Source organism: Serratia sp. CY82433 (genome assembly GCF_052166535.1).
In the GTDB taxonomy this organism is placed as follows: Bacteria; Pseudomonadota; Gammaproteobacteria; order Enterobacterales; family Enterobacteriaceae; genus Serratia; species Serratia sarumanii.
The window spans coordinates 67,583-93,577 of the sequence record NZ_JBJNOR010000008.1; the positions used below are offsets into that span (position 1 = coordinate 67,583).

The following is a 25,995-nucleotide window of genomic DNA, read 5'->3' on the forward strand; positions in this document are numbered from 1 at the left end:
CGTCTCGCCTTTAGCGCGCTAAAGGCACGTGTGCGACCAGCTCGTCATAAATCCGCTGCGGTTGGATGACCCCCATCGGGCTTTCCGCCTCCAGCGGCATCGTATAACCGGTACGCGACACCTGAATGATGCGGTGCAGTTCAGCATCCTGAATCGGCCCGGTGGAGCGTGAGTCGGCGGTCACGAATAGGCTGATGGTTTTCACCTTCAACGCCACCGCCAGGTGCAGCGGCCCGGTATCGCCGGTGACCAGAACATGGAAACTGTCGATCAACGTCAGCAAGCCTTGCAGCCCCGTTTTACCGATCTGGTTATCCACGCTGGCCTGCGTTTGCGGGCCGATCAGGCTCATAAACTGTTTGGCCTTGCCGTCGTCAAACGGTGCGCCAATCAGCACGATGCGTACATTAGGGTGCTTCGCCACCAGCTCATCGGCCAGCCGCGCATAGTGCGAAACCGGCCAGCAACGCGACTCCGTAGATGCCCCCAATTGAAACCCGATGGTGGGATGCTCGCTGCTTTTGACGCCGCGCTGATAATCCACGGGAATTTCCATCGTCGGATCGTCGCTGCGGCAGCCCAAAATGGAAATCAGCTCCAGCTTGCGGCGCACGAAGTGGCCGTAATAATGGAAGACATAGTTGGTCAGCCAAGGCTCCAGCCCGCAAATGCCCGAACTGTAGTTATCGCGGATAATGTACTTCGCCCCGGCCAGTACGGCGCTGATGATGTCATAAGGCAGGTGGGAGTGCAGAATCAGCGCCAAATCCGGCTGATGTTCGCGCAGCGATTTCAGCAACGGGCGGATCGTCTTGATCTTGCTGTCCCAATACACCACGCGATCGTAATAGCGGCCGTTTTCCACCAGCTCGCGGTTTTTCTTGTGCACCACCAGCGTGATGTGTGCGTTGGGGTAGCGTTCCCGCATCGCCCTCAATGCCGGCGTGTTGAACATGAAGTCGCCCAACGCCGTGGTGGAATAGATGACGATATTGTCAAACTGCTGGGCGCCGTCGAACGTCGTCTTATCCTGAAAACGACCGTACTTCGCCGTATAGCGCCGCAAGAACCAGTCGGCAACCTTGATTTTCCATTTTTTCGACATGTGCGTGCTTAATTCGCTTTAAGTTGATAATACTCGGCCAGCGTCATGCCCACCGTGCGCTGCTGCAGCCAGTCAAACAGCTGTTCCAGATCGCGGTACAGCACTTCGATATCCTGCTCGGTTTTGAACGTCGGGCTGCCGCCCGGCATAAACTCGGAGGAGTGCAGCATAAATTCGACGTAGTCATGCCCCTGCGCCAGCGACGCTTCAGCCACGCTTATCATCTTGGCCACGTTGCCGCCACTTGGCCGCAGCCAGTTGACGGACGGCGAACGCCGCTTGCCGCGCAGCCGATCATAACCTTGCTTGAACGCGTTCATCAGCGCCGAGTGCTTATACTGAATGCTCATCGGCACTTCCAGCAGCGCCGAAGCGCCCGGTTTGGCAATGTTCTGCGGATCGATGAAATAGGCCTGCGACGGGAACCGGCTGTAATCGGTGCCGCCGTTGCCCTGCGGATTGCCCGGCGAAAACTGCCAGTTGACGCGCGGCGTCACCGAACAGTCCACCTGATAGCCATACTCCAGCAGCAGCGAGGCATAATATTCGTTGAACGCCCAGCGGCCGGCGCGATGGCTGAGCATTTTGGTCTGGAAGGCATCTTCCAGCAGCTTGGTCATGTGATCGACCTTGGCGCGGATCTGATCGGCGGGATACTCGATCAAATACGGTTTGTGGCGCCAGTCGTCGTCGGTGAGCGGCGTTAGCGGCGGGCTGTTCCAGGCGTGCAGGTGCATGCCGACTTCACCCGCGCCGCGGGCGATCACGTCACGCGCGAACTCGACGTAAGCCGGATCCATCGCCATTTCATAGTTGGTGAGATAAACCGGTTTGAAGGCGTATTTTTCGCACAATGCCTGAAAGCGCGGCAAGAAACGCGTGTTTTCGGTCGCGATGCGATCGTGGTTTTGCCACAGATTATCGCCTTCGGTATCAATGGTGATGAGAAACGCCGGTTTAGTCATGAATATCGAGCCTGATATCAACAGAATGCACTATGTTACGCAGCCCGTTTCCCCAGGGCAAACGACTTTGCTGCCTGGTTTGGACAACATTGAAACGCATTCGTCCCCGACTCGGCGATTTTTTTGCGGCCCGGCAAGAAAACCTTGCAACAGTAGCCACATGCGATCGGGTCATTTAGAATCAAAGATTGGTTTCCCAGAAAGCGACTCATGATGAACGACGCGCCAGCCCCAACTTCCGCCCCATCCGTACAGCGTATTTTGATCATAAAACTGCGCCATCACGGCGATATGCTGCTGGTCACGCCGGTCATCAGCAGCCTGCGGCAAAACTACCCGCAGGCGCAGATCGATGTGCTGCTGTATCAGGAAACGCAGGAGATGCTGGCCAGTAATCCGGAACTGTCGACGCTGTTCGCCATCGACCGCCAATGGAAAAAACAGGGCGCCCGCGCGCATCTGGGGCACGAACTGGCGCTGCTGCGCCGCCTGAAGGCGCAGCGCTACGATCTGGTGGTCAACCTGGCCGATCAGTGGCGCAGCGCCATCCTCACGCGCCTGACCGGCGCGCGCATCCGTCTGGGCTTCGATTTCCCCAAACGCCGTGGCTTCCTGTGGCGCCACTGCCACACGCAGTTGGTGCCGGTCGACAATCACGCCCACCTGCATACCGTCGAACAAAACCTCTCGCTGCTGGCGCCGCTGAACCTGCCCGCGCTCAGTGATCATGTGACCATGAGTTACGATCCGCAGGATTGGCAGGCATGTGAGCAACGGTTGCAGAAACAGGGCGTCACCGGCAGTTATATTGTGGTGCAGCCCACCTCGCGCTGGTTCTTCAAATGCTGGAGCGAAGAGAAAATGGCCGCCACCCTCACCGCCTTGCAGGCCGACGGCCACCAGCTGGTGATCACCTCCGGCCCCGACGCCAGAGAACAAGCCATGGTAGAGCGCATTTTGGCGCTCTGCCCGCCGCAGGGCGTGATTTCGTTAGCCGGCCAGCTGACGCTGCGCCAGCTGGCCGCCCTGATCGACCACGCCAAGCTGTTTATCGGCGTGGATTCGGTGCCGATGCACATGGCCGCCGCACTGCACACGCCGTGCGTGGCGCTGTTCGGCCCTTCCAAACTGACTTTCTGGCGGCCGTGGCAGGCTACCGGCGCCGTGATCTGGGCCGGCGACTTCGGCGAACTACCCGATCCGGACGCCATCGATACCGGCACCGACGAACGGTATCTCGACCTTATTCCTACAGACGCGGTGATTGCAGCCGCGCGGAGCACGCTGGCATGAAAGCATTTCGTTTGGCGATCGTTCGCCAAAAATACCGCCCGGACGGCGGAGCCGAACGTTTCGTTTCCCGCGCCCTAGAGGCGCTGGAGCAACAGGATCTCGATCTGAACGTCATCACCCGCGAATGGCAGGGTGACGCCAATCCCAACTGGCATATCCACCTGTGCAACCCGCTAAAACTCGGCCGCATCAGCCGCGAACGGGGCTTCGCCGTGGCGGCCAGGGCGCTGTGGCAGAAAGAGCATTTTGATCTGGTGCAAAGCCACGAGCGCATTCCCGGCTGCGACATCTACCGCGCCGGCGACGGCGTACACCGCCGCTGGCTGCTGCAACGCGCGCGTCTGCTGCCGGAATGGCGCCGCAAATGGCTGTTCTCCAACCGTTATCACCGCTATGTGATGTGCGCCGAACGCGCCATGTACGCCGCACCGGAGCTGAAAGCCGTCATCTGCAACGCCGAGATGATCAAGCAGGAAATCATCGCGGACTTTGGCGTGCCCGCCGAAAAAATCACGGTGATCTATAACGCCATCGATAATCAAAAGTTCCCGCCCGCCGACGAGGCCCTGCGCCAACGTCTGCGCGAGCAGTATCAGATCCCGCAACAGGCGCACTGCCTGATTTTCGTCGGTTCCGGCTTTGAGCGCAAAGGGCTGGCGGCCGCCATCCGCGCCGTGGCAGCGACCGACAGCCACCTGTTGGTGGTCGGCAAAGACAAGGCCGAAAAACGCTACCGGGCGCTGGCACAGTCGCTGGGCTGCAGCGATCGGGTTCACTTTATGGGCGTGCAGAAGCAGACCTTGCCGTTTTATCAGGCCGCAGATGCGCTGCTGCTGCCGACGCTGTACGATCCGTTCCCGAATGTGATTCTGGAAGCGATGTCGTGCGGCCTGCCGGTTATCACCAGCACCACCTGCGGCGGCGCCGAGTTTATCACCCCCGGCCAGAACGGCTTCGTGACCGATGCGCTCGACGTACCGGCCATCGCGGAGGCCATTCGCGCGCTGCCGCGCCAGGCGCTGGGATCATCCATGGGCGAAGCGGCAAGACTGCGTATTATGCCGGCTACGCCGGCGCATCTGTCCGAACAGCTTATTTCCCTCTATAACCGGTTACTGGATTAGCTATGCGTATTCTGATGATCATCGACGGCCTGCCGGGAGGCGGCGCGGAAAAAGTGGTGCTGACCCTGTGCCAGGGCATGCAGCAACAGGGGCATGACGTCAGTCTGATCTCGCTGCGCGACGTCTGCAATTACCCTATCCCGCCGGGCATTGATTATCAGGTGGTGGCCGATCGCAGCTGCGCCCCCTGGCGCAAGCTGACCGAGCTGTCGCGCCGCGCCGGCGCGCTGGATCGGGCGATAGCCGAACACGAGCGCCAACACGGCGCGTTCGATCTGGTGTTCTCCAACCTGCATAAAACCGATCGCATCGTCAGCCGCAGCAAGCGGTTGGCCACGGATCGCCTGTGGTTCTGCATTCACGGCATTCTCTCCACCTCCTACCTCGGCCACCGCAAGGGCCTGGATCGCTGGCTGAAGCAACGCAAAATCGCCAACGTTTACCAGGGAAGAAACATCGTCGCCGTTTCACGGGCGGTCGGCGACGATCTGCAGCAGAACTTGCCGATCCGCCCGCGTCGGCTGGCGGTCATCAACAACCCGTTCGATATCGACGCCATCCAGCAACAGGCGGCGATGCCTTGCGAACTGGCCGGCCAGGACTATCTGGTGCACGTCGGCCGCTTTCACGCCACCAAGCGGCATGACCGCCTGCTGAAAGCCTATGCGCACTCCGGCATTCAGGCGCCGCTGGCCTTGATCGGCGCCGGGGACGACGCCAGAGTCGCCGAGGTCAAACGTCTGGCGACAGACCTGGGCATTGCGGAGCGCGTGCTGTTTCTCGGTTTCCAGGCTAATCCCTACCCGTTTATTCGCCATGCCTCGCTGCTGGTGCTCAGCTCCGACAGCGAAGGGTTTGGCAACGTGCTGGTAGAATCGCTGCTGTGCGGCACACCGGTGGTCAGCACCCGTTGTCCGGGTGGCCCTGCGGAAATTCTGGAAAAGGCCGGCATGGCTAACGCGCTGGCGGAATTAAACGAAGCGTCGCTGGCAGAAAAAATGGCGGAGATTTACGCCAATCCGCCGCAGATAAATCAACAGCAATTGCTGAGCTATGGGCTTGAGCCTATTTGCCGCCAATATCTGGAACTGGAAAGAAAATAATAAAGAATGAAATAAGGCAGGGGATGCCTGCCTTATTTTCTTCGCTAGCTGAGCGCCTGCATTTTCTGCCAAACCTCATCGACAGAAACATCCTCACAGTGCCCCGACTCACTCTGCAAAATATGATGACGGCCGGTCCATGGATGCCAGGATGCTTTATCGGTATCGCCAAAGAACACTACCATGTCCTTATTCAACGCGGCGGCAAGATGCATCTGCCCACCGTCGCTGCACAGCACCCGGTCGCATAAATCAAACCCGCCCAACAGCTCACGCACCGACGCCGTCGGATAAAGCGCGACGCGTTCGTTTTGACACAGCGCCAGCAGCTGTTCGGCGCGCTGCTGGTCGCCGATGTCGTCCGGCGCCAGCGTGCCCTGCGGCGACCAGAAGATCAGCACGCCGGTGTGGGGATCGGCAACCAGACGGTTGATGATTTCGGCATAGCGTTCAACCGGCCAACGCCTTTTCGGGCTGCGGCTGCTGATATGCACGGCGCATACGCGCTCGACCGGCGGCAGACGCTCCTGCATCCGTTGCGCCGCCAATTGCCGCTCTTCAGGCGTCAGAAACACCCGCACCGGCGGGATCGGAATGGATTGATCGGTTATCGCCGATAAATAGCTGTAGGTATGTTCGACCTGATGTTGACCGTTGAAATCGTCCTTGCGGAACGGGCGATGAATATCTTTCGTGCCCAAATCGGCGCCGATGATATGGGTGGCGCCAGCCATTTTCGCTAAACGTAAACTGTATTTGCAAGGCACCGGGTTGGCCAGAATGACCGCATCGAATTTTATTTTGCGCAGCTTCAGGAAGATCATCAGACGCTCGAAATAAACGCCCAGCGTCGTTTCATTTTTCGCCTTGTGCTTGGCCTTTTTATAGACAAAGACTTTCTCGAGATGAGGGTTGTTTTTAACGACGTCCTGGCTGACTTTATTGATCAGCAGATAAACTTTTGCGTCCGGATAGGCAATTTTCACCCCTTCAATCAAGGGCGTGGTGCAAACAAGATCGCCGATGTTATCGCGGCGAATAATTAAAATATTCTTCATTCCGAGCCTGTCGGCGAAATCGCTCGCCGGTTGTCTGAAACTGACACCCAAGGTTACCAAATTAGCGCCTTTCCCTTCCAGTTATGGTACTATTCCGAATAACCCATATAAATGAAATTGATAGAATGTTGCTGCGTTTATATCAGGTACTACTCTACCTCATCCAACCCCTGATCTGGCTCCGCTTACTGCTGCGCAGCCGCAAAGCTCCAGCCTACCGTAAACGCTGGGCGGAACGCTATGGCTTCTGCGCCGGGAAAGTCGTGCCAGGCGGCATCATGCTGCATTCCGTCTCCGTCGGCGAAACGCTGGCGGCCATCCCGCTGGTGCGGGCGCTGCGCCATCGTTACCCCGCTTTGCCGATAACTGTGACCACAATGACCCCAACAGGTTCAGAACGCGTCCAGTCCGCTTTCGGCAAAGACGTGCATCATGTCTATCTGCCCTACGATCTGCCCGGCTCCATGAACCGCTTCCTCGATCAGGTGAATCCCAAGCTGGTGATCATCATGGAAACCGAGCTGTGGCCCAACCTGATCAACGCGCTGCATCAGCGGCAGATCCCCCTGGTGATCGCCAATGCGCGCCTGTCGGCCCGCTCCGCCGCCGGCTATAAGAAAATTGGCGGATTCATGCGCGATATGCTGCGCCGCATCACGCTGATCGCCGCCCAGAACCAGGAAGACGGCGATCGGTTTATCGAGCTGGGCCTGAAGCGCTCTCAGCTGGCCGTGACCGGCAGCCTGAAGTTCGATATCTCCGTCACCCCGGAGCTGGCCGCCCGCGCCGTTACGCTGCGCCGCCAATGGGCGCCGCGCCGCCCGGTGTGGATCGCCACCAGTACCCATGACGGGGAAGAAACCATCCTGCTGGAAGCGCACCGCAAACTGCTGGAAAAACACCCCGATCTGCTGCTGATCCTGGTGCCGCGTCACCCGGAGCGCTTCCCGACCGCCAAGGAGCTGGTGCAGAAAGCCGGCTTCAGCTACACCCTGCGCAGCAGCGGCGAAATCCCGTCCGGCAGCACCCAGGTGGTGATCGGCGATACCATGGGCGAGCTGATGCTGCTGTACGGCATCGCCGATCTGGCCTTTGTCGGCGGCAGCCTGGTGGAACGCGGCGGACACAACCCGCTGGAAGCCGCCGCGCACGCCATCCCGGTTCTGATGGGCCCGCATACCTTCAACTTCAAAGACATCTGCGCCAAGCTTTCGCAGGCCGAAGGCCTGATCACCGTGACCGACGTGGATTCGCTGGTGAAGGAAGTGGAAACCCTGCTGACCGACGAAGACTACCGCCGCTACTACGGCCGCCATGCGGTGGAAGTGCTGTATCAGAATCAGGGAGCGCTGCAGCGCCTGCTGCAGCTGCTGGAACCGCACCTGCCGCCCCGGAGCCACTAAATGAGCAGCCGCAAAAGCCTGTCGGTGGTGATGATCGCCAAAAACGAAGCCGGGCTGTTGCCGGACTGTCTGCGCTCGGTCGAGTGGGCCGATGAAATCATCGTGCTGGACTCCGGCAGCGAGGACGACAGCGTCGCCATCGCCGAAAGCCTGGGCGCCAAAGTCTTCACGCACACCGACTGGCAAGGGTTCGGCAAGCAGCGCCAGCTGGCGCAAAGCTACGCCAGCCATGACTACGTTCTGATGATCGACGCCGACGAACGCGTCACGCCCGAGCTGCGGCAATCCATCGAACGGGTGTTGAACGCGCCGGACGACGGCGCCGTCTACAGCTGTGCGCGGCGCAATCTGTTCCTTGGCCGCTTCATGCGCCACAGCGGCTGGTATCCCGACCGCGTCAACCGCCTGTACGCCAACCGACGCTATCGCTATAACGACGATCTGGTGCACGAATCGCTGAACATCGGCGGCGCCAAAGTGATCCCCCTCAGCGGCGATATGCTGCACCTGACCTGCCGCGATTTCTTCGCCTTCCAGCGCAAACAGCTGCGCTACGCCGAAGAGTGGGCGACGCAACGCCACCGGGCCGGCAAGCGTTGCGGCTACCTGTCTATCCTGACCCACACGCTCGGCGCCTTCGTCAAAACCTGGCTGCTGCGGGCCGGCTTCCTCGACGGTAAACAGGGGTTGCTGTTAGCGGTGGTCAACGCGCAATATACCTTCAATAAATATGCCGCATTATGGGCATTGGGCCGCAACTACTCAGAGAAGTGAATCATGACCAGCAAAGCCATCTATCCCGGGACCTTCGATCCCATGACCAACGGCCACCTGGATTTAGTGACGCGCGCATCACTGATGTTCGATCACGTGATTCTGGCCATCGCCGCCAGCCCGAGCAAAAAGCCGCTGTTCAGCCTGGATGAGCGCGTGGCGTTGGCGACGCAGGTCACCTCGCATCTGGGCAATGTGGAAGTGCTGGGCTTCAGCGAGCTGATGGCGCACTTTGCCGCTCACCAAAATGCCAATATCCTGGTGCGCGGCCTGCGTGCGGTGTCTGACTTTGAATACGAATTGCAGCTGGCGAACATGAACCGCCATTTGATGCCGACGCTGGAAAGCGTGTTCCTGATGCCTTCCGAAGAGTGGTCGTTCATCTCCTCCTCACTGGTGAAGGAGGTCGCCCGTCACGGCGGCGATATCGCGCCTTTCCTGCCGGATGTGGTCACCCAGGCGCTGATGGCGAAGCTCGCCGCCGAGTAATGCTCAGCGCTGGCAGCGGCGGCAAAAGAAGGTGCTGCGCTGCCCGTGCTTAGCGGATTCGATCGGCGTGCCGCACGCGCGGCAGGGTTCTCCCGCCCGACCGTAAACCTGCAGTTCCTGCGCGAAATATCCCGGTTTGCCGTCAGACTGCAAAAAGTCGCGCAATGTCGTGCCGCCCTGCTCGATAGAGCGCTGCAACACCGCCTTGATGGTCTGCGCCAGCAGCGCCGCTTCGGCTTTGCTCAACGATCCCGCGGGACGATCGGGCAGGATCCCGGCGCTGAACAGGGATTCGCTGGCGTAAATATTGCCGACCCCGACCACCAGCTTGTTATCCATCAACCACGGTTTGATCAGCGTGCGCTTATTACGTGATTTTTCATACAGGTAGTCGCCGTTGAACGCTTCGCTCAGCGGTTCCGGCCCCAGATGCGCCAACACGCTGCTGGTCGCCAAATCTTCGCACCACAGCCAGGCGCCGAAACGGCGCGGATCGGTATAGCGCAGGATCATGCCGTTGCTGATCACCAGATCGACGTGGTCGTGTTTGCCGGCTTCGTCTTCGTTTTCCTCGCGCAGCATGCGCAGGCTGCCCGACATGCCCAGGTGCACGATAATCCAACCGTTCTCCAGCTCGATCAGCAGGTATTTGGCCCGGCGCTGCACGCTGAGCACCGGCCGATCGCTCAGCGTCAGGATCTGCTCGGAAACCGGCCAGCGCAGGCGCGCGTTGCGCACCACCGCATACTGAATGCTGTGGCCGACAAGATAAGGCTCTATACCGCGTCTGCTCGTCTCAACTTCCGGTAATTCAGGCATCTGGCTTCCCCTCCGACGTTTTCTACCCTTTATAAAACAAAAAACCCGGCCAAGGCCGGGTTTTTCATTAATCCACTAAAATTATTTAATTTTAGCTTCTTTGTATACTACGTGCTGACGGACAACTGGATCGAATTTCTTCAGTTCCAATTTTTCCGGCTTAGTACGCTTGTTCTTCGTGGTGGTATAGAAGTGACCAGTACCAGCAGAAGAAACCAGCTTGATCTTCTCGCGAACACCTTTAGCCATGATTCAGTTCCTTAATACTTCTCACCACGGGCACGCAGATCGGCCAGAACCGTCTCAATACCCTTCTTATCGATAACACGCATACCTTTAGCAGATACACGCAGAGTTACAAAGCGCTTCTCAGCCTCAACCCAAAAACGGTGTGAGTGCAGGTTAGGCAGAAAACGGCGTTTGGTCGCGTTCATTGCGTGGGAACGGTTGTTACCGCTCACCGGGCGCTTGCCAGTAACTTGGCAGACTCGGGACATGTCTATTCTCCAAAAATCAAATCAGCTCGAGCTTCGTATAGGGTATGGCCGCCTCGTCAGGCTTTTAGAGCCCATCTCAGCAAACTTCATACTGAGGAGACTCTCGTCATCAGGTAGAAACCACACATCAGGTCAGAAACCTGCTGAGATAGGCTCTTGCGCCAAACCCAAGATTCTCAAAGGTGGCGTAGTATACGCTCTGAAGCGTAAGTGCTCAAGTCCCGAACAGCTAAAGATCCCACAAGGATCGCGAAAAAATCGCTTAAAGCCATCCGCGCTCGGCAAAAGAGACGCATTCACCCCGACCGATCACCAAATGATCAAGCACTCGGATCTCCAATAACTGACAGGCTTTCACCACCTGTTCCGTTATCAAGCGGTCGGCATGACTGGGTTCAGCCTTACCCGAAGGGTGATTATGCGCGAGAATCAGCGCGGCGGCATTAGCCTTCAACGCTTCGCGCACAATTTCTCTCGGGTAGACGACGACGCTGCTGATGGTACCAGCAAACATCTCCTGATGGCGAATAACCCGGTGCTGATTGTCTAAAAACAATACCAAAAAGACCTCCCGCTCGCGATGCGCCAGCAGGCTTTGCAGATAATGCTGGGTGACGCGCGGATTGAGCATGGCGTTTTCCTGCGACAAATGGCTGGAAAAGAAGCGCAGCGCCAGCTCGGCAATCGCCTGCAGCTGCGTATAGCTGGCGTCCCCCAGGCCTTTTTGGCTGCAAAAAGCCTGATGATCGGCCGACATCAGGTGATAAAGCGAGCCGAACCGGCGCAGCAGCTGCTCCGCCAGCTGCATCACGTGCACGCCGGGCAACCCGGTGCGCAAGAAAATGGCCAACAGCTCTGCGTCGGACAGCGCCGCCGCCCCCTGCATCAACAGCTTTTCACGCGGTGCCAGCGCGCCCGGCCAGCACGCCACAATCGGGTTGCTCATCGTGTTCCTCCCTGAAAGGGCTACAGCATGCCATGTGCCGCCCGGCGCGTTCGACAGGTGTTTGATAACATTGCGAAGTGTTTCGCAAAGCACAATGTAACGCCCTGCAGCCATTGCGGAATCGCTCACCTGAACCACGGATATGCTAAAATGGCGCATCTTTCGGCTTTCAATCGGACAATGATGATGACGGGACTTTCCGGCAAACATATTGTGCTTGGCATCAGCGGCGGCATCGCCGCTTACAAATGCCCAGAGCTGGTGCGCCGCCTGCGAGACAGGGGCGCGGAAGTGCGCGTGGTGATGACCCATGCCGCCAAGGCGTTCATTACGCCACTGACGCTGCAGGCCGTTTCCGGCTACCCGGTATCCGACGATCTGTTGGATCCCGCCGCCGAAGCCGCCATGGGCCACATCGAACTCGGCAAGTGGGCGGATCTGGTTATTCTGGCGCCGGCGACCGCCGATCTGCTGGCGCGCGTCGCCGCCGGCATGGCCAACGATCTACTGACCACCGTCTGCCTGGCGACCGATGCCCCCATCGCCGCCGCGCCCGCCATGAACCAGCAGATGTATCGCGCCGCCGCCACGCAGGCCAACCTGCAAACGCTGCAGGCGCGCGGCATGCTGCTTTGGGGGCCGGACAGCGGCAGCCAGGCCTGCGGCGACGTCGGCCCGGGCCGCATGTTGGATCCGCTGAACATCGTCGACCTGGCGAACGCGCATTTTTCCGCCCCGCAGGATCTGCAACATTTGCAGGTTATGATCACCGCCGGCCCGACGCGTGAAGCGCTGGATCCGGTGCGTTTCATCAGCAACCACAGCTCCGGCAAAATGGGCTTCGCCATCGCCCGCGCCGCCGCCGCCCGCGGCGCACAGGTGACGCTGATCGCCGGGCCGGTCAGCCTGCCGACGCCGCCATCGGTCACCCGAGTGGACGTCACCAGCGCGCTGGAGATGGAGCAGGCGGTGCAACAGCGCGCCGCGCAACAGCAGATTTTCATCTCCTGCGCCGCCGTGGCCGACTACCGCCCCGAGCGGATCGCCGATGAAAAAATAAAAAAACAGGGTGATGAAATCATCCTCAAGATGGTAAAAAACCCCGACATCGTCGCCGGCGTGGCGGCGATGACCAAAAATCGACCGTTTGTCGTGGGGTTTGCCGCCGAAACCCAGAATGTGGAAGAATACGCGCGGCAAAAACTGGCGCGTAAGAAGCTGGATTTGATTTGCGCTAACGATGTATCGCTTGCAGAGCACGGGTTCAACAGCGACACCAATGCCCTGCACCTTTTTTGGCAGGATGGAGAGAAACGCCTGGCGCTGAGCGACAAGGCACTCCTTGGCCAACGTTTAATAGACGAGATAGTCAGCCGTTATGATGAAAAAAATCGACGTTAAGATCCTCGACCCGCGCATCGGTCAGGATTTCCCGCTACCGACCTACGCCACCCCGGGCTCCGCCGGTCTCGACCTGCGCGCCTGCCTGGACAGCGCGGTAGAGCTGGCGCCGGGTGAAACCACGCTGCTGCCTACCGGCCTCGCGATCCATATCGCCGACGCAAGCCTGGCGGCGGTGATCCTGCCGCGCTCAGGCCTGGGCCATAAGCACGGCGTCGTGTTGGGCAACCTGGTCGGCCTGATCGACTCCGATTATCAGGGCCAGCTGATGGTGTCCGTTTGGAACCGCGGCCAGAAGCACTTCACCATAGAGCCGGGTGAACGCATCGCGCAGATGGTCTTCGTGCCGGTGGTGCAGGCAGAATTCAACCTGGTGGAAGAATTCGACGGCAGCGAGCGCGGCGAAGGCGGCTTCGGCCACTCGGGGCGCCACTAAGCGCCACCCAAGGCACGAGGGCCGGCAGGGAAACGTCGCCTGAACCTTGCCTTTCCGGGGAGAAGGATGTCTCTGCGGCAAGGTTTTACCGCGACAATTGCAGCGCACACCAGGCAGCGCGGAAAAGGCCGTTAAGGCCGCTGACCCCAGCATCGTAAAAAAGCTATCACATAAGCCGCACAGAGCCTGCTCTGCAGCGGCCGGTGCCCGGGTTTCCGTCAGTTAAGTTTTAGCAAGGGTCTAATCAGACATGGCAGAAAAAGAAAATACGAAAAGGAATCGGCGCGAGGAAATATTGCAGGCGTTAGCCCAGATGCTGGAGTCCAGCGACGGCAGCCAACGCATCACCACCGCCAAGCTCGCCGCGAACGTGGGTGTTTCTGAAGCTGCGCTGTACCGGCATTTCCCCAGCAAGACACGGATGTTCGACAGCCTGATCGAGTTTATCGAAGACAGCCTGATCACCCGCATCAACCTGATCTTGCAGGACGAGAAAGAGACGTTTAATCGTCTGCGCCTGATTTTACTGCTGATTCTGGGCTTTGCGGAACGCAACCCGGGGCTGACGCGCATCATGACCGGCCACGCGCTGATGTTTGAACAGGATCGCCTGCAGGGCCGCATCAACCAGCTGTTCGAACGCATCGAGGCGCAGCTGCGACAGGTGCTGAAAGAGCGCAAATTGCGCGAAGGCAAAGGCTTTATCGTCGATGAAACGCTGCTGGCCAGCCAGCTGCTGGCCTTCTGCGAAGGCATGTTGTCGCGCTATGTGCGTTCGGAATTCCGCTATCGCCCAACGCAGGAATTCGACGCCCGCTGGCCGCTGTTGGCGGCCCAGCTGCAATAAAGATAACGCCGGGTATGCCCGGCGTTTTTACTTACACCCCGTACTGCTCGCGGTAAGCGCGCACCGCCGCCAGGTGGTCCGCCATTTCCGGCTTCTCTTCCAGATAGGCGATCAGGTCCTTCAGCGTCACGATCGAAATCACCTTGCAGTGATAGTCGCGTTCCACTTCCTGAATGGCGGAGATATCCGCGCGGCCGCGTTCCTGACGGTCGAGGGAAATCAGCACGCCCGCCAGCGAAGCGCCGCTGGCGCCGATGATTTCCATCGACTCGCGGATCGCGGTGCCGGCGGTGATCACATCGTCCACCAACATCACTCGCCCCTGCAGCGGGCTGCCCACCAGCGAACCGCCTTCGCCGTGGGTCTTGGCTTCCTTGCGGTTAAAGCAGTAAGGCACGTCGCGCTCATGGTGTTCCGCCAACGCCACCGCCGTAGTGGTGGCAATAGGAATGCCTTTATAGGCCGGGCCAAACAGCAGGTCGAAATCGATGCCGGAGTCCATCAGAGCTTCGGCGTAGAAGCGCCCCAACAGCGCAAGATCGCGCCCGGTATTAAACAGACCGGCGTTGAAGAAATACGGGCTGGTGCGGCCGGATTTCAGGGTGAACTCGCCGAATTTCAATACCTGCTTGTTAAGCGCGAACTCGATAAACTGGCGCTGATAGGCTTTCATTACTGCTTCTCCTCGTCTGAATCTGCTTGGGTCTTGTCATTACTGCCGCCCGATCGCCGGGCATAAAAAAGGCGACTTCTCAGTCGCCTTAAAAAATCAGTCCGCCAGCGCCGCTTTCTGCGCCTGGAAGATGGTTTCGATGCCCCCTCGGGCCAGCGCCAATAGCGCCAACAGCTCATCGTGGCTGAACGGCTCGCCTTCGGCGGTGCCCTGCACCTCAATCATGCGGCCATCTTCCATCATCACCACGTTCATGTCGGTTTCCGCCGCGGAATCCTCCACATACTCCAGATCGCACAGCGCTTCGCCATTGACGATGCCGACGGAAACCGCCGCCACCATGCCCTTCATCGGGTTGGCTTTCAGCTTGCCGTTGGCCACCAGCGTGTTCAACGCATCGGCCAGCGCCACGCAGGCGCCGGAGATCGAGGCAGTTCGGGTACCGCCGTCGGCCTGCAGTACGTCGCAGTCGAGGGTGATGGTGAATTCACCGAGCTTTTTCAGGTCTACCGCGGCGCGCAGCGAGCGGGCGATCAGGCGCTGGATCTCCAGCGTGCGGCCACCCTGTTTGCCTTTGGCGGCTTCACGAGCGTTGCGGCTGTGGGTGGAGCGCGGCAGCATGCCGTACTCGGCGGTGATCCAACCTTGCCCCTGGCCTTTCAGGAAGCGCGGAACGCCCTCTTCTACCGTGGCGGTGCACAAGACTTTGGTATCGCCAAACTCAACCAGCACTGAACCTTCAGCGTGTTTGGTATAGTGACGGGTCAGTGTCAGGGGGCGAACTTGCTGTGGTGCTCTGCCTGCAGGACGCATGGGCTCTCTCCGGCTTCAAATCAACTATTGGCTGCGCATTATACGGGCTTCGTGACGTAATGCCTATCCTGCCCGCAGCCGCGACGCTATAATCGCCCCATCTTTTCCTATTACGGGTACGCATCAATGATCCGCAGCATGACCGCCTACGCCCGGCGTGAAATCAAGGGTGAATGGGGCAGCGCAGCCTGGGAGCTGCGTTCCGTTAACCAGCGCTACTTAGAAACCTACATCCGCCTGCCGGAACAATTCCGCAGCCTGGAGCCGGTGATCCGTGAACGTATCCGTAGCCGCCTGACCCGCGGCAAAGTCGAATGCAACCTGCGTTTCGAGCTGGATCCAAGCGCGCAAAGCTCGCTGATCCTGAACGAAAAACTGGCCAAACAGCTGGTCGAAGCCGCCAACTGGGTGAAAATGCAGAGCGACGAAGGTGAAATCAACCCGATCGACGTGCTGCGCTGGCCGGGCGTGATGTCCGCGCAGGAGCAGGATTTGGACGCCATCAGCGCCGAGCTGATGCAGGCGCTGGACGGCGCGCTGGATGACTTCATCGTCGCACGCGAAAGCGAAGGTGCCGCGCTGAAAACGCTGATCGAACAGCGCCTCGACGGCGTCAGCGCCGAAGTGGTCAAAGTGCGCGCCCAGATGCCGAACATCCTGCAATGGCAGCGCGAGCGCCTGGTCAGCAAGTTGGAAGAGGCACAGGTACAGCTGGAAAACACCCGCCTGGAGCAGGAGCTGGTGCTGATGGCGCAGCGCATCGACGTCGCCGAAGAGCTGGACCGTCTGGAAGCGCACGTGAAAGAGACGCACAACATTCTGAAGAAGAAAGAAGCCGTCGGCCGCCGCCTCGACTTTATGATGCAGGAGTTCAACCGCGAATCGAATACCCTGGCCTCCAAGTCGATCAATGCCGACGTCACCGCTTCCGCCATCGAGCTGAAAGTACTGATCGAGCAAATGCGCGAGCAGATCCAGAATATCGAGTGATATCGCTCCGCTCACCATCAAGCCCGTGCCACGCGGGCTTTTTTATGGCCTCGCCTTCCTTTTTTATGACTTTCTCCCTAGCAGGCCGATTATTTTGAGCATGCACAGGGCATATAACCCCACATGCAAAAATACATTTTCCGTCCCTTTTCCATGTCAGTGTTGAAACAGTTTACGATCAGTACTACAGCCACATGAAAAGTGGCACATGAAGCAGACTGGTCAATAGAGTATTACTCTAGTTAAAGAGTATAACTAGAATAAATAAGTATTAAAATATCTTAAATAAACTGCCGAGCTTCAAATTACAAACTCGGCACAATGGGGGAGGGAATTAACGTTTTTTGAAAATTTTATCAGCTTCTCTTTTGAATGATTTCATAATGGGATGATCGTAGTTATTTAGAGCTTTCAATGTAATGTCATATTTTTCATAGAACTCTCTTATGAGAGTAACTACTTCTTCTTTATGATCAGCTCCCAATCTATTTCCATGATCTTGTAGGAAATCACAATATTTAGTTGCTACTCTGAAAGGGTAATGTCTATTATTCTGATCAATAATTAACGAATGTGCGTGTTTCAATTGACCAATCATCGCAGTAGGAGTTGGTTGCATAGGAGCACTTTCGATCAATAACCTTGAAAACTGACAATTGATCCAATCATAGTTATAGCCTCTATGCCTTTTGGCCAGTGAATACGCCGTTTCAATAAATCGTTCGGCTACATCATGCTTTGAAGAAGTGATTTTAGCAATCGCATATTGTAGCCAAAAGTGTTGATTAGTTGTATTATCTAAATAATTTTTCACTCTATCATAAAAATCTTCAATGATATCAGAATTTTTACTCCCAAAGATCTTGAGTAAATTTGAGTATACGTTTAAGTCTTTAGCTAAGAACTTGAATTTTGGTTCATAAATATGATTCTTATCTAGCTTTGCATATATATCAACAATAAAATCAAGTACCATTTCAGGCTTTTTATTTACAAAAAGCTGAAGGAGATGCTTAGCAAGAATAGGATTCTTCAGTATAAAATTCCCTTTAACATCTTTTTGTAGAACCTGCGATATTGCAGTATTCTTCAAAAATGATACACTTCCAATCCCCCTCACATTTAATAAAGTTTGCACATCTAAGGAATCGAGTTCGAAGTTCAAGTAACTAGATAAAGAGCAAAGAATAACCATTTCTTCAAAGTCACTATTAGTTTTAATCTCATCTAATAAAACTGTAATTCTTTCTTTTATCTGTGGCGCATCAAGAATATCAGCCAATATTAATGAGAACTCTCCTCTCATTTTATTTTTTATATATTCAGTTTTCGACTTCTTAGACATTCCAGACCTAGCCCCAAAAAGACCATTGTTATCAAAAATGTCTACTACCGACTCTATTTCTATATTTCTTAAGTTGTTAATATCAATTTCAGAAAACGTTATTATCTCTTCATCTAGATTTTCACAGAAAATCTCATGAAGTTCAGTACGCGCAGTAAGTATGAGCTTTATAGTATCTTCATTCATAGAATTAATTAACTTGATACTCTTAAAATTTCTTTGATAGTTTTCAATTATTACTACTGGTTTTCTTTCCTTCTTTATCCATTCTATTTCCTCGCTGGTAATTTCCTTACCATCATTTAATTTAAATACAGTATAGCCATTTTCTATTAAATATTCAGCTGCCCCTTGCGAAAATAGAGTTTTACCATTTGCCATCTTAGAGTGAATAACCACACTGGAATTATTCTTAAAATCCAAAGAAATGCCATTTATTCCATCTCGGTAAATAAAATATTTCCTTTCCTTATTTAGGATATCATTTCTGATCATTTCCTCTCTAGACTTTCCATAAAGAAACAAGTCAATCACATCGTCTGTTATTGGAGTAGAGACTCTACCATCTCTCTCAACTTTAGTGAGTGAAAAATAATTTGGAACTAGAGTTTCACTTTCCCAGTCAATTTCTTTTTCTTTAATTTCCAGCTCCTTTAAGAAATTAGAAACACCTATATTTACTATCGTTCCATATTTCTCAAGTTTCCTGACAATACGTTTTGATGGAGATTTTTCCGTGATAAAAAAAGTTTTACTAATAAAATCTGGATTTTCAATCAAGATAGTTTCTATATCAATATCATATATAGAATAACCAATGAAAATTATCGCTTTAGAATCTCTCAAATCAGTGTTGAAAACGGTTTTCCATTTACTATCGACAAAAATTTCAGTTAGATAACTCGTTTCCGTCAATTTAAATTCCGAGTTGAACTCCTTTAGCGACATTTTCTCAACAAAACCATTGATATGAATGCAATTAGCTTTATTAGGCACTATCAATGACGGACTATCTTTTATAGTAAAGGAGTATATATCTTTACTATTTCTCCTATAACTATCCTCTATAACATTATCATAATTAGTAGTATATAATCGCCTCCAAGGCACTTGCGAGAAAACCTGATAGTCAGCAGAGTAATCTGATACTTGAAACTTATCTATTATGTATCTATATAAATTTTCTTTTCCTAGCTCATCGATAAAATCGTCAGATATTTCCTTTAAGGAATAATCTTCATCATCATCAAAATCTAATTCAGCTTTGAGATTTTTTGCCAGCTGATTTCCATTAGGGAACTGTTCGCCTGCCTTATTTCTAGCCTCAAAACTAAATCCCGCCCCCAAAAAAACAACTGCCTTTCCTTTAAACGCCCAATGTAAAGCTTGAGTGAAGTCCATCTTAATCCTCCATTCCCATGAGTTTCTATCAATAATTATATATAAAGTTTAAATAACTGTTAAGTTAGCCATCGCTAAACGGTGTAATCTACTATGTCAAACAATAAAATTATTATACATCTATGAATTAACATTGTTAATTATTCCATTTTATATATAAGATGTGCTGAGAGTATAGCAGCCGATGAATAATCTTAACAAATAAAGTAATAAAAAATGCACCTTCACTTGTAGAAGGTGCATTGCTTGAGAGCCCATAGAAACTCGCTAAGCTCGATACTGAGGTTACATACTTCACCTTCCATGTATTTAGACTCCGCGATGCCCTCTCACATCAGTTCCAACACTTTGTATACTCAACTCCAGCGAGACACAATCATCTCGTTTGTTTTGTCAATCTAAACGCCAAGTTCCTGTTAAACATAATACCTCTGTCATGTGCGTAAACGCCAACGACTCAATTGGATTGACTAACTCATCATCCCAGAAAGGATGATCAATAAGATAAAAGTGATGAAACGGATAGGTATCGGGATAACGCTTACTTATTTATGAAAATCAAAGTAGTACTCCTCGGTAAAATAAAATGAACCTTTTATAACTATAAATCAGTCGATCAACGATAGGCGGCCGCCTGTTCCTCACCGATCAACCCCATTTTCTGCAGCTGTACCGCAATGATCCAGGTTGAGCGCTCGAACTCATCGCTCAGCGCTTCCAGCGTCGCCCCGGCCGCATGGCTCTCACGCAGCCGCAGTTTTTCTTCTTCCGGCCAAGGGAAGTAGGCATTGGCCGGCCGGCCCTCGGCCAGATTCTTCTGCCGCTTCTCCTCCGGCGTCAGCCGGGCTTTTTTCTGCAGTTCGGATTCACCGTCGAACTCGTTGGCCAACGCGAACAGCAGGCGGATAGCCTCCGGCGCACAGGCCGCCGAAGCCGGTCTCAACAGCTCGCCGGTGTCGGGATTAACGCCGTTGGCCAGCGCCCTGAGCAACGTGCCGGTATTCATCGTTCGCCTCCTTGTCCGAGAAAATACGCGCCGGTCGTGGCGCTTTGTTCAGGCATTTTTCTCTGCCTCTCTCGAAAAAACCACGCTTTACGCCATGAAAAAGCGCCAGTTGCGAGCCAGATTCCAGGCGTTTGCACGCGAGTGACGGCGATTGCATCAGGTTGCGAGCCAGCAGGCCTCTGGGCAACCGGCCACCAGGAAGCTTATGAAAAACTGCCGAGCAGCGCGTGCGGATGACAATCGGCAAGATATCCCGCACGCCATAAGTATTTTGTTCTAATTATCACGCAAGGTAATGAAAGGGCGGCGATGCTGTGGCTAAATGTGTTTTTTTCCTGCCCGTGAACCGTACGGACCGTTTATGCCACAAATTCTGCAATTTATTATGGCTCTGGTGGTGATCATCGCCCTGGCGCTGCTGGTCAGCAATAATCGCAAGAAAATCCGCCTGCGCTATATCATCCAGCTGCTGGTGATCGAAGGCGCGCTGGCCTATTTCTTCCTGCACTCCGCCAGCGGACTCAGCGTGATCAAACACGTCGCCGGCTTCTTCGACACCCTGCTCGCCTACGCCGCCCAAGGATCGGAGTTCGTGTTCGGCGGCATGAGCAAGGATGGTCTGGCATTCATCTTCCTCGGCGTTTTGTGCCCTATCATCTTTATTTCCGCCCTGATCGGCATTTTGCAGCATTTCCGCATCCTGCCGCTGATCATTCGCCTGGTCGGCACCTTGCTGTCCAAGGTCAACGGTATGGGCAAGCTGGAATCGTTCAACGCCGTCAGCACGCTGGTGCTGGGGCAGTCGGAGAACTTCATCGCCTATAAAGGCATCATCGGCGATATCTCGCCGCGCCGCATGTACACCATGGCCGCGACCGCCATGTCGACGGTATCGCTCTCCATCGTCGGCGCCTACATGTCGATGATCGACGCGCAGTACGTAGTGGCGGCATTGATCCTTAACATGTTCAGCACCTTCATCATTCTGTCGATCATCAACCCGTATCAGGTCGAAGACGAGCCGGAGCTGAAGCTGAACAAACTGCATGAAGATCAGAGTTTCTTCGAAATGTTGGGCGAATACATTCTGGCCGGCTTCAAGATTGCGATGATCATCGCGGCGATGCTGATCGGCTTTATCGCGCTGATCTCCGCCGTCAATGCGCTGTTCTCCGCGGTGCTCGGCATCAGCTTCCAGCAGATCCTCGGCTATGTGTTCTATCCGCTGGCCTGGCTGATCGGTATCCCGGCGGAGGAGGCTCTGAAGGCGGGCAGCATCATGGCGACCAAGCTGGTGGCCAACGAATTCGTGGCGATGATTGAGCTGAAGAAAATCGCGGCGGAGCTGTCGCCGCGCGGGCTGGGCATTCTGTCGGTGTTCCTGGTGTCGTTCGCCAACTTCGCCTCCATCGGCATCGTCGCCGGCGCCATCAAGGGGCTGAACGAGCAGCAAGGCAACGTGGTTTCCCGTTTTGGCCTGAAGTTGGTTTACGGCTCGACGCTGGTGAGCCTGTTGTCGGCGGCCATCGCCGGCCTGGTGCTGTAATCCCCACTCCCGGCCGCAGGGCCGGGAGTTCGCTTTAAAACGCCACGCACACCGGCGCATCCACCCGCATTACCGAATCCTGCGCAAACTGCTGCTTGTAGCCGCTGCGCAGCGCCTCGATATTCATCTCGCTCTCTTTGCCCGGCGCATGGATCAGCAGCAGCGCCTTGCTGTTCTCGCGCGCCAGCTTGCCGTCGTGGCCCAGCCACTGCCCTTTGGCATCAAAGACCGTCAGCCCGTCTTTAAAGCGTGGCGTCACCTGGCTATCGACGAAGGTTTGCCACTCGGCGGCGGTGATCGCCGGCCCCGCCGGGCGATTCAGGCCGAAGTAGAGCGTTGTTTGCACCAGCGGATCGCCGGTGCGGCAAGCCGGGGCGGGTGGCACAGCCTGGTGGCCTGGCGCCACGCAGCCGCTCAGCAGCAGGGCGGCCACCACGGCGCCGGCGGCCAATCTCGGGGAGTTTTTCATCTGCAGTCTCGGTTTATCGGTTGAAGGATTCGCTGCAAAAAGCATAGTCAGCGATGGAAACCAGCGCGAAATTTCTAATGCTTTCATCAACAGCCAGATGTTAAAAAAGGCTGGTTATCGGCAATAAAAACGGAGTTTGGATTAGCTAAATTAATCCGAAATGCCATCGGTGAAAAAAACTCAGTGGCGCGCGTCCTCGGCGGCGATTACCCTGCCGGCCATCATTCTGACGCAAGTACGCTGTGAATCCCTTATGTTACTGAGCATCCTTTATATCATCGGCATCACCGCCGAAGCCATGACCGGCGCGCTGGCGGCCGGCCGCCGCCAAATGGACATGTTCGGCGTGATCATCATCGCTTCGGTCACGGCGATCGGCGGCGGGTCGGTGCGCGATATGCTGCTCGGGCATTTTCCTTTGGGCTGGGTCAAACACCCGGAATACATCGTCATCGTCGCGATAGCGGCGATCGTCACCACCTGGGTGGCTCCCCTGATGCGCCATTTGCGCCGCCTGTTCCTGGTGCTCGACGCCGTCGGCCTGATCGTCTTCTCCATCATCGGCGCGCAGGTGGCCCTGGATATGGGACACAGCGCCATTATCGCCGCCATCGCCGCAGTGATCACCGGCGTCTTCGGCGGGGTGCTGCGCGACATGTTCTGCAACCGTATCCCGCTGGTTTTCCAGAAAGAGATCTACGCCGGCATCTCCTTCAGCGCCGCCTGGCTGTATATCGGCCTGCAGCACCTCAGCCTGCCGCACAATCTGGTGGTGATCCTCACGCTGGTCGCCGGCCTGAGCGCGCGCCTGATCGCCCTGCGCTTCCGCCTCGGCCTGCCGGTGTTCAACTACCAGCATCCGGATCATTGACCGTCCGGCAGCATGTACCGCGCCAGATAATCCACGAACACCCGGACTTTCGGCAACATGTGCCGGTTAGAGGGCCACACGGCAGAAAACGCGCCGCGCTCGGGCGTACTGTCTTGCAGCACCGCCGTCAGCTGCCCGCCGCGCAGGGCCTGGCTCAAAGTGAAATCCGGCAGGTAGGCGATGCCCAATCCCTGCTGCGTCGCGTGGATTAGCGCCTCAACGCTGCTGAAACTCATCGTCACCGGCAACCTTAACGGCAGCGCCTCATCGTCGGCGCTCAGCCGCCACGCTTGCAACTGCTGCCCGCCCGGGAAGCGATAACGCAGACAAGCATGCTCGAGCAGATCCGCCGGTTTCAACGGCGTTCCGCGCCGGCGGAAGTAGTCCGGCGCGCCGACCAAAACCTGGCGAAACGGTCCAAGACGCCGCGCCATCAGGCGAGAATCGGCCAGCTCGCCGCCGCGAACCGCCACATCCACGCCCTCGGCGATCAGATCCGCGATGCGATCGTTGAAGTCCACATCCAACTCAATCTCAGGATAACGCGCGGTAAAATCAGCCAACAGCGGCACCAGCATGCGGTAACCGATGGCGGGCATGCTGACGCGCAGCCTGCCGCGCGGCGCCTCTGAAATGCGTACCATCTCGGCTTCGGCGTTCTCGATGTCACTAACAATACGCCGGCAGCGCTCGTAAAATAGCGCCCCTTCCTCCGTCAAATTGATGCGCCGGGTGCTGCGGTTGAACAGCCTGACGCCCAACGACGCCTCCAGCCGCGCCACGCTTTTACCCACCGCCGAGGCCGACACCCCCAATCGCTCCCCAGCAGCGACAAAGCTGCACGATTCGGCAGCGCGAACAAACGCCAGCAGCCCGCTCAAACTTTCCATATTGCCCCCATTAGAGCGCTTTTGTCCTGAATGTGTGGAGTTCAGCCTTATTTTTATCCCATTCAGTCTTATTTATCATCCATACCCATCGAAACCACCGCATCAGGAATCGCCCATGAACGCTCATCCATCCCGGAATGCGCCCCCGCAGCGCTGGCTCATACTCTTTTCCGTGTGTCTCGCAGGCCTGATCATGCCACTGAGCTTTACCGGCCCCGCAGTCGCGCTCACCGCGATCGCCAAAGATTTGGGTGGCGGACTGGTCGCGCTCAGTTGGGTCACCAATGCGTTTATGCTGACCTTCGGCTGCAGCCTGATGCTCGCCGGAGCGCTCGCCGATCGTTTTGGCCGCAAGCGCGTGTTTATCTGTGGATTGGCGGCGCTCGCGCTCAGCGCTCTGCTCATGAGCGCGGCGCAAGACATTATGTCCTTCGACGCGATACGCGCGCTGCAAGGCATCGCCGCCGCAGCCGCGCTGGCCGGCGGTACCGCAAGCCTGGCCCAGGTATTTAACGGGCCGGAGAGAAGCAAGGCCTTCAGCCTGCTGGGCACCACGTTCGGCATCGGGCTGGCATTCGGTCCGCTGCTGGCCGGCACGCTGACGCAGCTCTTCGGCTGGCGCGCACTTTTTCTCTCCCTGGCGCTGCTCAGCGCCATTGCATTGTTCAGCGGCCAGCGCGATATGCCCGAATCGCGCGATCCCGCCGCCTCTCGCCTCGATTGGCCCGGCGCCATCGTCTTTACGCTGGCGCTGTCGCTGTTGACTTACGCCGTGCTGCTGGCGCCCGACGGCGGCTGGAGCAGCGCGCAAGTCATTATGCCGCTGACCGGCGCGCTGCTGTTTATGCTGGCTTTTATCCTGATCGAACGCCGCACGGCTCGGCCGATGCTCGATCTGTCGCTGTTTCGCTACCCGCGCTTTGTCGGCGTACAGCTGTTGGCGGCGGCGCCGGCCTATTCGTACGTGGTGTTGCTGGTGCTGCTTCCCCTCCGATTTATCGGCATCGAGGGTTACGGCACCGTGGAAACCGGCATAATGATGCTGGCGTTGTCCGCGCCAATGCTGGCGCTGCCGCTGCTGACCGGGGCATTCGCTCACCGCTTTTCCGCCGGCGCCGTTTCCAGCCTCGGTTTGTTGATTTGCGCCGCCGGGCTGGCATGGCTGGCGCACTATGCGCCGGGGCAATCGCTCGCGCGGTTACTGCTGCCGATGCTGACCATCGGTTGCGGCATCAGTTTGCCCTGGGGATTGATGGACGGTTTAGCCGTCAGCGTCGTGCCGCGAGAACGAGCGGGCATGGCGACCGGCATTTTCAGCACCGTTCGCGTCGCGGGGGAAGGCATTGCATTGGCGGTCGTCGGTGCCCTGTTGGCTTTGTTGGTTGGGCGCCATCTCGCTCCCCCAACCGCAAACGCCGCCGGCGCGCACGCCCTGGCCATGGGGGATATGCTGCGGGCGACCGCCCTGCTCAATACGGATGCCGCACGGCTGAAGCACGCCTACGAACTGGCTTTCCAGAATCTGCTGTACCTACTCGCCCTGACGACGCTGGCATCCGCCGTCATTATCTTTCTCTTTCTCCGCCACCCCGTGCGGGAAACTCCCTCGTCCGCCCCCCGCATTACCGACGCGCCGTAATCTGACATGGCCTCGCCGCCGAGGCCAAAACTGCAGAAATGTCGCCCTTCGACGCGCAAATTCGCTCATTCGCCGCTTTTTCCGCGCAAAGC

Annotated in this window: 26 protein-coding genes; 13 read left to right on the top strand and 13 right to left on the bottom strand. The window is 56.3% G+C overall.

Translation table 11 applies throughout. From position 1 onward, the window contains the following. Nucleotides 1-10: 10 nt before the first annotated feature. Both ACJ8PI_RS23625 and ACJ8PI_RS23630 read right to left on the bottom strand, forming a co-directional pair. Nucleotides 11-1,105, bottom strand: a complete 1,095-nt coding sequence (locus ACJ8PI_RS23625) for a glycosyltransferase family 9 protein (RefSeq protein ID WP_049234133.1) — start codon at nt 1,103-1,105, stop codon at nt 11-13. An 8-nt stretch (nt 1,106-1,113) separates the two neighbouring features. Beyond that, nucleotides 1,114-2,070: a polysaccharide deacetylase family protein gene (locus ACJ8PI_RS23630; RefSeq protein ID WP_033636469.1), complete on the bottom strand. Its 957-nt coding sequence runs from the start codon at nt 2,068-2,070 to the stop codon at nt 1,114-1,116. A gap of 210 nt (nt 2,071-2,280) precedes the next feature. On the opposite strand from ACJ8PI_RS23630, the gene rfaQ reads away from it, so the two are divergent. From rfaQ to ACJ8PI_RS23645, 3 genes are read left to right on the top strand one after another with little or no spacing between them, the layout of a single operon-like run. Further along, entirely contained in the window at nt 2,281-3,363 is a 1,083-nt protein-coding gene (rfaQ, locus tag ACJ8PI_RS23635) for a putative lipopolysaccharide heptosyltransferase III (RefSeq protein WP_033649736.1), read from the top strand. Beyond that, complete coding sequence (locus ACJ8PI_RS23640) at nt 3,360-4,487, top strand: glycosyltransferase family 4 protein (RefSeq protein WP_033649737.1); 1,128 nt, start codon at nt 3,360-3,362, stop codon at nt 4,485-4,487. Before rfaQ ends, ACJ8PI_RS23640 begins: the two co-directional genes overlap by 4 nt. A 2-nt stretch (nt 4,488-4,489) precedes the next feature. Then, on the top strand, nt 4,490-5,590 hold the full coding sequence (locus tag ACJ8PI_RS23645; protein WP_164134776.1) for a glycosyltransferase: 1,101 nt from the start codon (nt 4,490-4,492) through the stop codon (nt 5,588-5,590). Nucleotides 5,591-5,634: 44 nt separating this feature from the next. Here the strand turns inward: ACJ8PI_RS23645 and ACJ8PI_RS23650 are convergent, their stop codons facing one another. Then, nucleotides 5,635-6,648, bottom strand: a complete 1,014-nt coding sequence (locus ACJ8PI_RS23650) for a glycosyltransferase family 9 protein (RefSeq protein ID WP_033636473.1) — start codon at nt 6,646-6,648, stop codon at nt 5,635-5,637. 125 nt (nt 6,649-6,773) lie between these two features. Between ACJ8PI_RS23650 and waaA the strand changes: the two genes are divergently transcribed. The 3 genes from waaA to coaD are packed head-to-tail and all read left to right on the top strand — an operon-like array spanning nt 6,774 to nt 9,314. Then, nucleotides 6,774-8,051: a lipid IV(A) 3-deoxy-D-manno-octulosonic acid transferase gene (gene waaA, locus ACJ8PI_RS23655; RefSeq protein ID WP_025304695.1), complete on the top strand. Its 1,278-nt coding sequence runs from the start codon at nt 6,774-6,776 to the stop codon at nt 8,049-8,051. Beyond that, entirely contained in the window at nt 8,052-8,825 is a 774-nt protein-coding gene (locus ACJ8PI_RS23660) for a glycosyltransferase family 2 protein (protein WP_041037400.1), read from the top strand. It abuts the gene before it with no gap. Nucleotides 8,826-8,828: 3 nt separating this feature from the next. Continuing rightward, complete coding sequence (gene coaD, locus ACJ8PI_RS23665; protein WP_033631353.1) at nt 8,829-9,314, top strand: pantetheine-phosphate adenylyltransferase; 486 nt, start codon at nt 8,829-8,831, stop codon at nt 9,312-9,314. A gap of 3 nt (nt 9,315-9,317) precedes the next feature. On the opposite strand, the gene mutM is transcribed toward coaD, so the two are convergent. The 4 genes from mutM to radC form a co-directional block, all read right to left on the bottom strand. Continuing rightward, the gene (gene mutM / locus ACJ8PI_RS23670) at nt 9,318-10,133 is read right to left on the bottom strand and encodes a bifunctional DNA-formamidopyrimidine glycosylase/DNA-(apurinic or apyrimidinic site) lyase (RefSeq protein ID WP_033649742.1); all 816 of its coding nucleotides are present in this window, start codon (nt 10,131-10,133) and stop codon (nt 9,318-9,320) included. An 81-nt stretch (nt 10,134-10,214) separates the two neighbouring features. Beyond that, nucleotides 10,215-10,382, bottom strand: a complete 168-nt coding sequence (gene rpmG / locus ACJ8PI_RS23675; RefSeq protein ID WP_002442576.1) for a 50S ribosomal protein L33 — start codon at nt 10,380-10,382, stop codon at nt 10,215-10,217. Nucleotides 10,383-10,393: 11 nt separating this feature from the next. Further along, the gene (gene rpmB, locus ACJ8PI_RS23680; RefSeq protein ID WP_004931195.1) at nt 10,394-10,630 is read right to left on the bottom strand and encodes a 50S ribosomal protein L28; all 237 of its coding nucleotides are present in this window, start codon (nt 10,628-10,630) and stop codon (nt 10,394-10,396) included. Nucleotides 10,631-10,892: 262 nt separating this feature from the next. Continuing rightward, nucleotides 10,893-11,576 (bottom strand): RadC family protein, encoded by a 684-nt coding sequence (gene radC, locus ACJ8PI_RS23685; RefSeq protein ID WP_025304698.1) that lies wholly within the window; start codon nt 11,574-11,576, stop codon nt 10,893-10,895. Between the two features lie 183 nt (nt 11,577-11,759). On the opposite strand from radC, the gene coaBC reads away from it, so the two are divergent. The 3 genes from coaBC (at nt 11,760) to slmA (ending at nt 14,260) form a co-directional block, all read left to right on the top strand. Further along, complete coding sequence (gene coaBC, locus ACJ8PI_RS23690; protein ID WP_033654544.1) at nt 11,760-12,977, top strand: bifunctional phosphopantothenoylcysteine decarboxylase/phosphopantothenate--cysteine ligase CoaBC; 1,218 nt, start codon at nt 11,760-11,762, stop codon at nt 12,975-12,977. After that, entirely contained in the window at nt 12,955-13,413 is a 459-nt protein-coding gene (gene dut / locus ACJ8PI_RS23695) for a dUTP diphosphatase (RefSeq protein ID WP_033636478.1), read from the top strand. Before coaBC ends, dut begins: the two co-directional genes overlap by 23 nt. A gap of 250 nt (nt 13,414-13,663) precedes the next feature. Further along, nucleotides 13,664-14,260 carry a nucleoid occlusion factor SlmA gene (slmA, locus tag ACJ8PI_RS23700; protein WP_025304700.1) on the top strand — a complete coding sequence of 199 codons (597 nt, stop codon included), beginning with the start codon at nt 13,664-13,666 and terminating at the stop codon, nt 14,258-14,260. Between the two features lie 31 nt (nt 14,261-14,291). Here the strand turns inward: slmA and pyrE are convergent, their stop codons facing one another. Further along, entirely contained in the window at nt 14,292-14,933 is a 642-nt protein-coding gene (pyrE, locus tag ACJ8PI_RS23705) for an orotate phosphoribosyltransferase (protein ID WP_004931204.1), read from the bottom strand. Nucleotides 14,934-15,029: 96 nt separating this feature from the next. Then, nucleotides 15,030-15,746 (bottom strand): ribonuclease PH, encoded by a 717-nt coding sequence (gene rph / locus ACJ8PI_RS23710; RefSeq protein WP_025160305.1) that lies wholly within the window; start codon nt 15,744-15,746, stop codon nt 15,030-15,032. A 126-nt stretch (nt 15,747-15,872) separates the two neighbouring features. Here rph and ACJ8PI_RS23715 point away from each other — a divergent pair, with 126 nt between their 5' ends. After that, nucleotides 15,873-16,736: a YicC/YloC family endoribonuclease gene (locus tag ACJ8PI_RS23715; protein ID WP_164134775.1), complete on the top strand. Its 864-nt coding sequence runs from the start codon at nt 15,873-15,875 to the stop codon at nt 16,734-16,736. A 334-nt stretch (nt 16,737-17,070) separates the two neighbouring features. Here the strand turns inward: ACJ8PI_RS23715 and ACJ8PI_RS23720 are convergent, their stop codons facing one another. Both ACJ8PI_RS23720 and ACJ8PI_RS23725 read right to left on the bottom strand, forming a co-directional pair. Then, the gene (locus ACJ8PI_RS23720) at nt 17,071-19,482 is read right to left on the bottom strand and encodes an SIR2 family protein (protein WP_164134774.1); all 2,412 of its coding nucleotides are present in this window, start codon (nt 19,480-19,482) and stop codon (nt 17,071-17,073) included. Nucleotides 19,483-20,098: 616 nt separating this feature from the next. Beyond that, nucleotides 20,099-20,488, bottom strand: a complete 390-nt coding sequence (locus ACJ8PI_RS23725; protein ID WP_164134773.1) for a hypothetical protein — start codon at nt 20,486-20,488, stop codon at nt 20,099-20,101. Between the two features lie 361 nt (nt 20,489-20,849). Here ACJ8PI_RS23725 and ACJ8PI_RS23730 point away from each other — a divergent pair, with 361 nt between their 5' ends. Then, nucleotides 20,850-22,034 carry a NupC/NupG family nucleoside CNT transporter gene (locus ACJ8PI_RS23730; RefSeq protein ID WP_004931212.1) on the top strand — a complete coding sequence of 395 codons (1,185 nt, stop codon included), beginning with the start codon at nt 20,850-20,852 and terminating at the stop codon, nt 22,032-22,034. A 34-nt stretch (nt 22,035-22,068) separates the two neighbouring features. Here ACJ8PI_RS23730 and ACJ8PI_RS23735 read toward each other — a convergent pair whose 3' ends face one another. Continuing rightward, nucleotides 22,069-22,503, bottom strand: a complete 435-nt coding sequence (locus ACJ8PI_RS23735) for a DUF3574 domain-containing protein (RefSeq protein ID WP_033636480.1) — start codon at nt 22,501-22,503, stop codon at nt 22,069-22,071. Nucleotides 22,504-22,756: 253 nt separating this feature from the next. Between ACJ8PI_RS23735 and ACJ8PI_RS23740 the strand changes: the two genes are divergently transcribed. Continuing rightward, nucleotides 22,757-23,374: a trimeric intracellular cation channel family protein gene (locus ACJ8PI_RS23740; RefSeq protein ID WP_025304704.1), complete on the top strand. Its 618-nt coding sequence runs from the start codon at nt 22,757-22,759 to the stop codon at nt 23,372-23,374. On the opposite strand, the gene ACJ8PI_RS23745 is transcribed toward ACJ8PI_RS23740, so the two are convergent. Next, entirely contained in the window at nt 23,368-24,264 is an 897-nt protein-coding gene (locus ACJ8PI_RS23745; protein ID WP_164134772.1) for a LysR family transcriptional regulator, read from the bottom strand. The two genes, ACJ8PI_RS23740 and ACJ8PI_RS23745, sit on opposite strands and share 7 nt — an antisense overlap. Before the next feature lie 115 nt (nt 24,265-24,379). On the opposite strand from ACJ8PI_RS23745, the gene ACJ8PI_RS23750 reads away from it, so the two are divergent. After that, a complete protein-coding gene (locus ACJ8PI_RS23750; RefSeq protein ID WP_164134771.1) occupies nt 24,380-25,903 on the top strand; it encodes an MFS transporter in 1,524 nt (507 codons plus the stop codon). Nucleotides 25,904-25,995 lie beyond the last annotated feature (92 nt).

Excerpts from the sequence above, each read along its gene's own strand:
- ACJ8PI_RS23730 (WP_004931212.1), top strand. The coding sequence starts at position 20,850 with ATGCCACAAATTCTGCAATTTATTATGGCTCTGGTGGTGATCATCGCC.
- ACJ8PI_RS23735 (WP_033636480.1), bottom strand. The coding sequence starts at position 22,503 with ATGAAAAACTCCCCGAGATTGGCCGCCGGCGCCGTGGTGGCCGCCCTG.
- ACJ8PI_RS23640 (WP_033649737.1), top strand. The coding sequence starts at position 3,360 with ATGAAAGCATTTCGTTTGGCGATCGTTCGCCAAAAATACCGCCCGGAC.
- rph (WP_025160305.1), bottom strand. The coding sequence starts at position 15,746 with ATGCGTCCTGCAGGCAGAGCACCACAGCAAGTTCGCCCCCTGACACTG.
- rpmG (WP_002442576.1), bottom strand. The coding sequence starts at position 10,382 with ATGGCTAAAGGTGTTCGCGAGAAGATCAAGCTGGTTTCTTCTGCTGGT.
- dut (WP_033636478.1), top strand. The coding sequence starts at position 12,955 with ATGATGAAAAAAATCGACGTTAAGATCCTCGACCCGCGCATCGGTCAG.
- ACJ8PI_RS23650 (WP_033636473.1), bottom strand. The coding sequence starts at position 6,648 with ATGAAGAATATTTTAATTATTCGCCGCGATAACATCGGCGATCTTGTT.
- rfaQ (WP_033649736.1), top strand. The coding sequence starts at position 2,281 with ATGATGAACGACGCGCCAGCCCCAACTTCCGCCCCATCCGTACAGCGT.
- ACJ8PI_RS23740 (WP_025304704.1), top strand. The coding sequence starts at position 22,757 with ATGTTACTGAGCATCCTTTATATCATCGGCATCACCGCCGAAGCCATG.
- ACJ8PI_RS23660 (WP_041037400.1), top strand. The coding sequence starts at position 8,052 with ATGAGCAGCCGCAAAAGCCTGTCGGTGGTGATGATCGCCAAAAACGAA.
- ACJ8PI_RS23720 (WP_164134774.1), bottom strand. The coding sequence starts at position 19,482 with ATGGACTTCACTCAAGCTTTACATTGGGCGTTTAAAGGAAAGGCAGTT.
- waaA (WP_025304695.1), top strand. The coding sequence starts at position 6,774 with ATGTTGCTGCGTTTATATCAGGTACTACTCTACCTCATCCAACCCCTG.
- ACJ8PI_RS23625 (WP_049234133.1), bottom strand. The coding sequence starts at position 1,105 with ATGTCGAAAAAATGGAAAATCAAGGTTGCCGACTGGTTCTTGCGGCGC.
- ACJ8PI_RS23745 (WP_164134772.1), bottom strand. The coding sequence starts at position 24,264 with ATGGAAAGTTTGAGCGGGCTGCTGGCGTTTGTTCGCGCTGCCGAATCG.
- ACJ8PI_RS23645 (WP_164134776.1), top strand. The coding sequence starts at position 4,490 with ATGCGTATTCTGATGATCATCGACGGCCTGCCGGGAGGCGGCGCGGAA.
- rpmB (WP_004931195.1), bottom strand. The coding sequence starts at position 10,630 with ATGTCCCGAGTCTGCCAAGTTACTGGCAAGCGCCCGGTGAGCGGTAAC.
- ACJ8PI_RS23725 (WP_164134773.1), bottom strand. The coding sequence starts at position 20,488 with ATGAATACCGGCACGTTGCTCAGGGCGCTGGCCAACGGCGTTAATCCC.
- coaBC (WP_033654544.1), top strand. The coding sequence starts at position 11,760 with ATGATGACGGGACTTTCCGGCAAACATATTGTGCTTGGCATCAGCGGC.
- coaD (WP_033631353.1), top strand. The coding sequence starts at position 8,829 with ATGACCAGCAAAGCCATCTATCCCGGGACCTTCGATCCCATGACCAAC.
- ACJ8PI_RS23630 (WP_033636469.1), bottom strand. The coding sequence starts at position 2,070 with ATGACTAAACCGGCGTTTCTCATCACCATTGATACCGAAGGCGATAAT.
- mutM (WP_033649742.1), bottom strand. The coding sequence starts at position 10,133 with ATGCCTGAATTACCGGAAGTTGAGACGAGCAGACGCGGTATAGAGCCT.
- ACJ8PI_RS23715 (WP_164134775.1), top strand. The coding sequence starts at position 15,873 with ATGATCCGCAGCATGACCGCCTACGCCCGGCGTGAAATCAAGGGTGAA.
- slmA (WP_025304700.1), top strand. The coding sequence starts at position 13,664 with ATGGCAGAAAAAGAAAATACGAAAAGGAATCGGCGCGAGGAAATATTG.
- pyrE (WP_004931204.1), bottom strand. The coding sequence starts at position 14,933 with ATGAAAGCCTATCAGCGCCAGTTTATCGAGTTCGCGCTTAACAAGCAG.
- radC (WP_025304698.1), bottom strand. The coding sequence starts at position 11,576 with ATGAGCAACCCGATTGTGGCGTGCTGGCCGGGCGCGCTGGCACCGCGT.
- ACJ8PI_RS23750 (WP_164134771.1), top strand. The coding sequence starts at position 24,380 with ATGAACGCTCATCCATCCCGGAATGCGCCCCCGCAGCGCTGGCTCATA.